7 protein-coding genes are annotated in these 8,688 nt (G+C 60.4%); 6 read left to right on the forward strand and 1 reads right to left on the reverse strand.

Features of this window, described 5'->3' with window-relative positions:
- Nucleotides 1-74 precede the first annotated feature (74 nt).
- Genes C934_RS0126300 through C934_RS0126320 form a run of 5 tightly spaced genes read left to right on the forward strand, consistent with a single transcriptional unit; the run spans nt 75 to nt 5,011 of the window.
- Entirely contained in the window at nt 75-938 is an 864-nt protein-coding gene (locus C934_RS0126300; protein WP_018859534.1) for an ABC transporter permease, read from the forward strand.
- On the forward strand, nt 938-1,729 hold the full coding sequence (locus C934_RS0126305) for an ABC transporter permease (RefSeq protein ID WP_018859535.1): 792 nt from the start codon (nt 938-940) through the stop codon (nt 1,727-1,729). The genes C934_RS0126300 and C934_RS0126305 overlap by 1 nt, the downstream gene beginning before the upstream one ends.
- Complete coding sequence (locus C934_RS36520; protein ID WP_018859536.1) at nt 1,726-2,820, forward strand: ATP-binding cassette domain-containing protein; 1,095 nt, start codon at nt 1,726-1,728, stop codon at nt 2,818-2,820. The genes C934_RS0126305 and C934_RS36520 overlap by 4 nt, the downstream gene beginning before the upstream one ends.
- A 9-nt stretch (nt 2,821-2,829) precedes the next feature.
- Nucleotides 2,830-3,564, forward strand: coding sequence for an MBL fold metallo-hydrolase (locus C934_RS0126315; protein ID WP_018859537.1), 735 nt, complete (start codon nt 2,830-2,832; stop codon nt 3,562-3,564).
- 13 nt (nt 3,565-3,577) lie between these two features.
- Complete coding sequence (locus C934_RS0126320) at nt 3,578-5,011, forward strand: aldehyde dehydrogenase family protein (protein WP_018859538.1); 1,434 nt, start codon at nt 3,578-3,580, stop codon at nt 5,009-5,011.
- A gap of 519 nt (nt 5,012-5,530) precedes the next feature.
- Here C934_RS0126320 and C934_RS0126325 read toward each other — a convergent pair.
- Nucleotides 5,531-6,274 (reverse strand): ROK family protein, encoded by a 744-nt coding sequence (locus C934_RS0126325; RefSeq protein WP_018859539.1) that lies wholly within the window; start codon nt 6,272-6,274, stop codon nt 5,531-5,533.
- A 166-nt stretch (nt 6,275-6,440) separates the two neighbouring features.
- On the opposite strand from C934_RS0126325, the gene C934_RS0126330 reads away from it, so the two are divergent.
- On the forward strand, nt 6,441-8,688 hold a 2,248-nt coding region (locus C934_RS0126330; RefSeq protein WP_018859540.1), incomplete at its 3' end, for a glucan 1,4-alpha-glucosidase.

Below are 8,688 nucleotides of genomic sequence, written 5' to 3' on the forward strand. Positions count from 1 at the left end.
CAGCTTCGACCCTTCTATACTGAATCACAAGACCCTCTCCCCGTGGATGGGAGAGGGAGGTCGGAGACTTGCCTGTGGCTGCTCATTCACTTGAAGATGCCGAACGTCGAAAGGCCTGGGGTTTCGTGGCACCGGCGCTCGTCTGGACGATCGTCTTCTTCGTTGCTCCTTTTCTGTTCATGGCAGCAATGAGCCTCTGGGCGCAACAGGGCGGCTCGATCGTCCGCGTTTGGAACCTTGGCAACTACATCGCCTTCTTCGAGAAGGATGCGTTGTTCCGCGGGTTGACGAATTCCCTCGAGATCACCGCGATCGTGACGGCTCTCTCCATCCTGCTCGCCTATCCCCTGGCCTGGATCATTGCAGAGCGGGTGCCGCAAAGGTTCCAGCGAACGGCGTTAATTCTTGCGGTCCTGCCGTTCTGGACCTCTTACGTTGTCCGTTCCTATTCGTGGCTGCTCGTGCTGTCGCGCAATGGCGTCATCAATCAGACACTCATGAATATCGGCGTGATCAGCGAGCCGCTGGAGCTTGCCAGCAACCGTACGGCGACCGTTATCGGCTTCGTCCACTTCTTCGTCATGCTTTTGACGCTGACGATCTACGCAAACCTTGTGCAGCTCTCGCCAAATTACCGCCGCGCTGCTGCCGACCTCGGCGCAAATGCATTTCAGACGTTCTGGCACGTCATTTTGCCTCTGACCATGCCGGGCATCATGACGGGAGCCTTCCTCACCTTCGTGCTCTGCATCGGCGACTATGTCACGCCGCAGATCCTGGGCGGCAACAACGAACTTGTCTTGCCTCAGATCATCATGCTGCAACTTGGTCGCCGCGCGGACTTTCCGATGGCCGCGGCGCTCTCGATCATTCTGATGCTAGCGGTCACCGCAGCCTATGTCGCTTGCGCGCGCTGGCTGAAGATTGAGAGAACGTGATGATACGCAACCAGATCACCAGTATCGCCTGCAGCGCCTACGCGGTTCTGATCTTCGGCTTCATCTTTTTGCCTGTTATCGTGCTGGTGCTATTTTCGTTCCAGGATGGGCGCCTGCCGGTACCGCCATTCAATGGCTTTTCCCTGCAATGGTATGAAGCAGTCTTTGCCGATCGCAAGCTGATGTCGGCACTGCTGCACTCCTTCTTGGTGGCGACAATATCGTCGTTCGTCGCCTGCCTCCTCGGCTTCCTGGCGGCCTACGCGCTGGCCCGCTTCAAGCTGCCGGGCTCGGCCTGGCAGCGCGGCTTGCTGATCGCGCCAATGACAGTCAGCTACCTCATCATTGCGCTCGGACTCCTGACCGTCCTCAACGCGTTCGGAATTGGCCTATCGCTATGGACGGTCGGCATCGGTCACGTGGTGATTAATCTGCCGCTGTGCTTTGCGATCATCTACTCGTCGATGGGGGACCATCACATCAACATTGAACGCGCCGCACGCGATCTCGGCGCCAGCGATATCAAGGTGATGGTGCTGGTGACGGCGCCAATGCTGCTGCCGTCGCTGCTCGCCTCCTTCTTCCTGTCGATGACATTTAGCTGGGATGAATTCATCATCGCTTTTCTGCTGTCGCGCTTCGACGTCACGCTCCCGGTCGAAATCTGGAGCCTGCTTCGTTCGGGCCTCAACCCTAAGACCAATGCCATCGGATCGCTGGTGTTCCTCGTTTCTGTCACCTTGCTGATCATGCTGGAACTGTTCCTGTTCAAAAGGACGAAAAAATCATGACCGCTCCGGTTTTAATCGAAAACGCGACGAAGACTTTCGGCAGTTTCACCGCTCTCGACGATGTTTCTCTCGACATTGCTGCAGGCGAATTCATTGTTCTGCTGGGACCCTCCGGCTGTGGCAAGACCACGCTTCTGTCCATTCTCGGAGGCTTTCTGTCGCCGAGTAGCGGTCGAATTGCCATCGGTGGCAAGGAAATGACCCACGTTCCACCGGCAAGACGTCCAACGACGACGATGTTCCAGGACTACGCGCTGTTCCCGCACATGAAGCTAAAGGACAATGTCGGGTTTGGCCTCAGAATGCGCGGCATCGGCAGGGCCGAGCGCGAGGAGCGCGCAAAGAGCTTTCTCGACCTCGTTGGGCTCAAGGCTTCGGCGGACAAGAAACCACATGAGCTTTCGGGTGGGCAACGCCAGCGTGTTGCACTTGCCCGGGCCCTCGCCGTCGACCCTGACGTCCTGTTGCTCGACGAACCGCTCGGCGCGCTTGATCTCAAGCTTCGCCGGCAGATGCAGGATGAGCTGAAAGCCATCCAGAAGCGTATCGGCACGACGTTCGTCCACGTAACCCACGATCAGGAAGAGGCCATGGCAATTGCCGATCGGATCGTGGTGATGAACCAGGGTAAAATCGAAGACTTCGGACCACCGTCGGAAATCTACATGCGGCCACGCTCGTTGTTTGCGGCAGGCTTTATGGGCGAGGTCAACTTCGTTCCCGGCAAGATCAGAGATATCGACGGCACCGGGGCGGTCGTCGAAACAGCGCTGGGGAAGGTCACATTGCCGAAAGCCTGCTTCACCGCTGGCTCGCCGTCCGCCGGGCAGGGGACAATGCTCTGCATCCGGCCGGAACATTTCCGCCGTGCCGGCGAAGGCGATGGCGCCGTTACGGCGCTCGGGCAGGCCACGGTGTCCAACAGCGCCTTCTTCGGAACCCACTATCGATGCCATCTGGCGCCCAATGGCGCTCCTGACACCAACATCGTCGCGCATATGCCGCAATCAACCGTCGTCGCCGAAGGTCAAGTGCTCACGCTTGCGGTCAACGTTGGTGATATCGTCGCCCTGCCGTCGAAACAGGCATAGGCGCAGACGATGGAACGGATCGCTGCGCACAAATGGTATGAGCTGAAGCGGCTGGCCGACGATGTCACGCAGATTTCCGAGCCCTTCATCCAGGAGTTCTATCGCTGCAACGTCTGGCATGTGCGCGGACGGGATCGGGATATGCTGGTCGACAGCGGCATGGGCGTCGTTTCCCTGCGCGAATGGGTGCCGCTCGTCACCGAGCGGGATCTGATTGCCGTCGCGAGCCACACCCATTTCGACCATATCGGTTGCCATCACGAGTTTGAATGCCGGGCCGTCCATTCGGCGGAGGCCGATCTGCTCGCCGACCCTACCCGGCAAAACACGCTTGCTGATCCTTACGTGACCGACGATATCTTCGACGCGCTGCCGCCTGAGCCCTATTGCTCGAAGTGCTATGGCGTGAAAAAGGCGCCGGCCACGCGCATTCTGGAAGATGGCGATGTGATCGATCTCGGCGACCGTAGGTTCGAGGTTATCCACACGCCGGGTCACTCACCAGGCGGAATCGCGTTGTGGGAAGCCGAAACAGAAACGCTGTTTTCGGGAGACATCCTCTACGACGGGCCGTTGATCGAGGACACCTACCACTCGAACGCCGATGATTACCTCGCATCGATGGAGCGGCTCCTGGGAATTCCGGCCAGAACGGTACACGGCGGCCATTTTCCAAGTTTCAGCGGCGAGCAGTATCGCCGCCTGGTCACGGACTGGCTGAACGCAAAACAGAACAAAGTATGACGGGAGTGACGACATGCTCGACAAGCGCAAATTCTATATCAATGGCGAATGGGTAGCGCCGCTTGCTGCCAACGATCTGGAGGTTATCAATCCGGCGACCGAGAAGCCGGTCGCGGTGATTTCCATGGGCACACCCGCCGATATCGATCGTGCGGTTGCTGCCGCGAAGACTGCTTTTGCCACGTACAGTCGCACGAGCGTGGAGGAACGACTTGCGCTTCTCAAAAGGCTGCTTGAGATCTACAAGCGCCGCTACGAGGAGATGGCACAGACGATCACGCTCGAACTCGGCGCGCCGATCACCATGAGCCGCGAGCAGCAGGCTGATGTCGGCGTAGGTCACCTGCAGGGCTTCATCGATGCACTGAAGCAATTGAAGGTGCGCGACGTGTTGTCGAACGGCGACGTGCTCTTGCGGGAGCCGATCGGTGTCTGCGGCCTCATTACCCCCTGGAACTGGCCGATCAACCAGATCGCGCTGAAGGTGGTTCCGGCGTTGGCAACAGGCTCGACCTGCGTGCTGAAGCCCTCCGAGTTCACTCCGCTCAACGCCATGCTCTATGCGGAGATGGTACATGAGGCGGGCTTCCCAGCCGGCACACTCAACCTCGTCAATGGCGACGGTGTTAATGCCGGCGCCGCCCTTTCGAGGCACAGGGACGTCGACATGATGTCCTTCACCGGATCGACGCGTGCTGGCATCGCCGTCAGCAAGGACGCAGCGGATACCGTCAAGCGTGTCACCTTGGAACTCGGCGGCAAGTCTCCCAACCTCGTCTTTGAGGACGCCGATCTCGAAGACCGCGTCACTGGCAGCGTCCTCGAATGTTTCAACAATTCGGGACAATCCTGCGACGCGCCAACTCGTCTACTGGTACAGAAATCGGTCTACGACAGGGCCGTCGAGATCGCTCAGCGCGTTGGCGGCAGTGCCACGGTGGGAAGCCCTGCGGAGGAAGGTGGCCACATCGGGCCGCTTGTCAGCGACGTCCAGTATGGCCGCGTGCAGGCATTGATCGAGGCCGGCATCGCGGAGGGCGCGCGCCTCCTCGTCGGTGGTGCCGGCAAGCCGGCGGGCTTCGAAACCGGCTATTTCGTCAAGCCGACGATTTTTGCTGACGTCAACAACTCCATGCGGATTGCCCGGGAGGAAGTGTTTGGTCCGGTCTTGGCTATCATGCCGTTTGAGACCGAAGAGGAGGCGATCGCAAGCGCCAACGATACCAGCTACGGGCTGGCGGCATACGTGCAGACCAGCGATCCAGCCCGCGCCGAGCGTGTGGCAGGACGACTGCGCGCCGGCATGGTTCATATCAACGGCGCGCCCCATCGCTATGGGAGTCCGTTCGGTGGCTACAAGCAGTCGGGCAACGGCCGCGAAGGCGGGGTGTTCGGATTGGAAGATTTTCTAGAGGTGAAAACACTTCACCGTCCCGACGCTGCTTAATCTAATGGCTGGCTCAGTCGTGAAGTCGGCCGTGACTGAGCTGGCTCGCCGATCACTGCGAAAGCTGTTCGCGGTTCCGTTGCTGGGAGAGGGGCCGACCCTTGTATCGCATTCTTCATCGGGTCAGGGCGTCGAAATAGCCCGCGTGTTGGCTCCGGGTCGCCTTAGACTACATATAGGAGTTCGACGCCCGGTCGCGTATCTTAGGGAAAGGTAGTCTGATGGTTGCGAGCTCATGCGTCCAGCAAGTTCGCGGCCATTTGTGTGGTTTTGGAAAGCACGCCGCGTAAAAATTGCAGGCACGCATGGCAATAAGGTAGCCCGACTAAGACGCCTCAGGTCGATCATCAGTGATGATCAATCCAATTTACAAGTCTCTGTGGCTTCATGCCCCGCAACCAACAAAACTCGCAAATTCTCACACTGCGGATATTTGCACAGAAGCTCCTCCGCGCCGGACTAGGCGGAGCCCTACAGATGTTCCAAATAGGTCATCCACTCTCGTGAAAGGCGGCGAGTTTAGATGCTCAGGCTGTCGTCCAACCAGACCCGAAAACCGCCGCGGAAGGCGTTGTCATTGTTGCCGCGGCGGCAATTCGGTGGCAGTTCCTTGAGCCGTTCGACATTGCCGCCGCCTATGACGATGTAGTCCGGCAGCAGGGCAGCACCCAAGCGGTCGGCGACGTCGAATACCGATTTTCGCCATTTGCTTTTGCCGCGACGCTTCAGGCCGCGTTCACCGACATAGTCCTCGAATGTCGCCTTTCGGTAGGGCATGTGTGCCAGTTCCAGAGGCATGCAAACGTTCTCGGCGATAATGGCCGAGCCGAGGCCAGTGCCGAGGCCGAGAAAGAGCATGCGGCCCGCCTCGTAACTGCCGATCGCCTGCATGAGTGCGTCGTTGACCATCCGCACTGGTCGTTCAAACGCTGCTTCGAAATCAAAATTCTTCCAGCCCGGCCCGAGGTTAAATGGATCGGCGGCGGCCCGGTGGGCGATAACCGGTCCGGGATATCCCATCGCGACAAGGTCGTAGTGCCAGTCTTCCGTGAGCTTGCCCAATGCCGCTACCATCTGGGCCGCTGTCATCTGATGGCCGGATTCGACCGCGCGCCGTTCGCTGCCGCTGCTGAGTTCAACCTTCACATGTGACCCGCCGATATCGATGGCAAGCACAGTGCGATCAGACGGTCCGGTGCTCGCCTCGGGCTTGCCATGCTTGCGCTCTTGCGATGCTGCGATTGTAACAGTCGTCCCAGCCATGTTCTGCACTCCTCTACGGGCCGTGCCCACAATTGCTCCCGCATTGCGCTATCGGGGTCAAGATCAGGACTGGCTGTCAAGTCCCAGAAGGCAATGCGGCGTCGCTTGATTTCAACCCGATGATGGCTCACTGAAGAAGAGTGCATTTTGAACGGAGGATCAGCAGTTGGCCTTTCCGACATTGCCCCCCGGTGCTCTTGTCCCACCAGGCGCACCCGGTATCGAGCCCCGTTGGACCTCCAGCGACAAGAGCGCGGTTGGCACCGCCGTTAGCGTGGCCAGCCGCGTTTGGTTCACGGCGAGCCACGGAATCCTTAACGAGATCTACGCGCCGCGGCTCGATATGGCCTGCGTCCGCGATTTCGGCTTCATCGTGACGGCGGACGGCTATTTTTCCGAGGAGAAGCGCGACGCTGATCATCAAGTTCATGCGGTCGAGGACGGTGTTCCGGCGTTTCGTCTCGTCAACACCGCCCACGACGGCCGCTATCGGATCTCCAAGACCATCCTTTCAGACCCTGAGCGCGAGGTGGTGTTGCAGGACCTCCGTTTTGAGGCGTTGGCCGGCAAGCTTTCCGACTACCGGCTGCATGCACTTATTGCGCCGCATCTCGTCAACGGCGGCGCCGATAACACAGCCTGGTGTGGTGATTTCAAGGGTCGGCCCATGCTCTTCGCCGAAGGCTCGGGAAGGGCGCTTGCGATTGCTGCCTCTGTCCCCTGGCTTGCGCGGTCGGCGGGCTATGCCGGCTTCTCCGATGGCTGGCAGGCTTTGTCGCGCGGGGAGGAGCTGAAGGAGGAATACCACTGTGCGCCGTCGGGCAACGTCGCGCTATCGGGGACGCTCGACATGGAGGCGACTGAAGGGCGGGTGCAGATCGCCATCGGCTTCGGCACGCAACCCGAGGAAGCTGCCTTTCGGGCCATACTCAGCCTGGAACAAGGTGTCGAGCCGGCGCTGAAGCATTTTCGCAACGGCTGGCGGGACTGGCAGGGGGGATTGCTTACCCTCGACGAGCCCCATGAACCTGGCCAATTGAACCGGTACCGCGTCAGCACAGGTGTGCTTGCCACCCACTGTGACGATGCCTCGGGCGCCATCATAGCGAGCCTTTCCATCCCTTGGGGTTTCAACAAGAGCGACGACGACCTCGGCGGCTACCATCTCGTCTGGACGCGCGACCTGGTGGAAACGGCGGGCGGGTTGCTTGCCGCGGGCGCGGGAACCGACGCGCGTGCGGTGCTCAACTATCTTTCTGCGATCCAGGAAGCCGATGGCCATTGGGTGCAGAATGCTTGGCTCGACGGCCGCCCCTACTGGCATGGCATCCAGATGGACGAGACGGCGTTTCCCATCCTGCTTTACGACATGCTGCTGCGCGCCGGCGAGATCGACGCGTCGGCGGCTGGCCGATACCTGCCGATGATCGAGGCAGCTGCGGCCTATATTGTCAAAAACGGTCCCGCCACCCAGCAGGATCGTTGGGAGGAAGATGCCGGTTACTCCCCTTTTACCCTCGCCGTCGAGATCGCCGGGTTGCTCGCGGCGGCCGACGCGGTGGAAGCGACCGGACGATTATCGGCGGCGCAATACCTTCGCGAGGTAGCCGACGGCTGGAGCGAGCGGATCGACGAATGGACTTACGCCTCCGACACGGAATTGTCGCGCCGGTTGGGCATCGATGGCTACTATGTGCGGATCGCCACAGCGACGGACAGCAGCTCCTCGCTCGGTCGCGACTTCATCCCGATCCGCAACCGCGACGACGGCGCGGCCATCATCGAAGCGGATCTGCTTCTCAGCACCGATGCGCTTGCGCTTGTCCGATTCGGACTTCGATCCGCGGACGATCCGCGTATCCTCGGTACCGTGGCGGCGATCGATGCCGAGTTGAGGCGCGATCTTCCGGCAGGATCCTACTGGTATCGGTACAATGATGACGGCTATGGCGAGCGCGTCGACGGCGCACCCTTCGCCGGCAGCGGCGTCGGCAGGCTCTGGCCGCTTCTGACTGGTGAACGCGCGCATTATGAGCTCGCCGCAGGGCGACCGGACGAGGCGCGGCGTCTGCTGGCGGCACTGGAAGCCTCGGCAAGCGACGGCGGTTTACTGCCAGAGCAGATTTGGGATAGCGAGGACGTGCCCGAACGCGAGCTTTTTCTTGGTCGCCCCTCCGGCAGCGCCATGCCCTTGGTCTGGGCCCATGCTGAACACATCAAATTGCTGCGCTCGATCCGCGATGGTGTCATTTTCGACATGCCACCCCAGACTGTTGCCCGCTATGTCGCCGGTCAGCCGCCGATTGCGCCCTTCGCCTGGCGCCTGACGGACAAGCGGACTGTGATGGCGGCAGGACGTAGCCTGCGCATTGAACTGAGCGAGACTGCCATCGTGCATTGGTCGACCGACGCTT

Origin of the sequence: Rhizobium sp. 42MFCr.1, assembly GCF_000377185.1 — a bacterium.
GTDB classification, from domain to species: Bacteria; Pseudomonadota; Alphaproteobacteria; order Rhizobiales; family Rhizobiaceae; genus Rhizobium; species Rhizobium altiplani.

What these genes read in the sequence shown, in the direction of transcription:
- C934_RS0126305 (WP_018859535.1), top strand. Translation starts at nt 938, where the DNA reads ATGATACGCAACCAGATCACCAGTATCGCCTGCAGCGCCTACGCGGTT.
- C934_RS36520 (WP_018859536.1), top strand. Translation starts at nt 1,726, where the DNA reads ATGACCGCTCCGGTTTTAATCGAAAACGCGACGAAGACTTTCGGCAGT.
- C934_RS0126315 (WP_018859537.1), top strand. Translation starts at nt 2,830, where the DNA reads ATGGAACGGATCGCTGCGCACAAATGGTATGAGCTGAAGCGGCTGGCC.
- C934_RS0126320 (WP_018859538.1), top strand. Translation starts at nt 3,578, where the DNA reads ATGCTCGACAAGCGCAAATTCTATATCAATGGCGAATGGGTAGCGCCG.
- C934_RS0126325 (WP_018859539.1), bottom strand. Translation starts at nt 6,274, where the DNA reads ATGGCTGGGACGACTGTTACAATCGCAGCATCGCAAGAGCGCAAGCAT.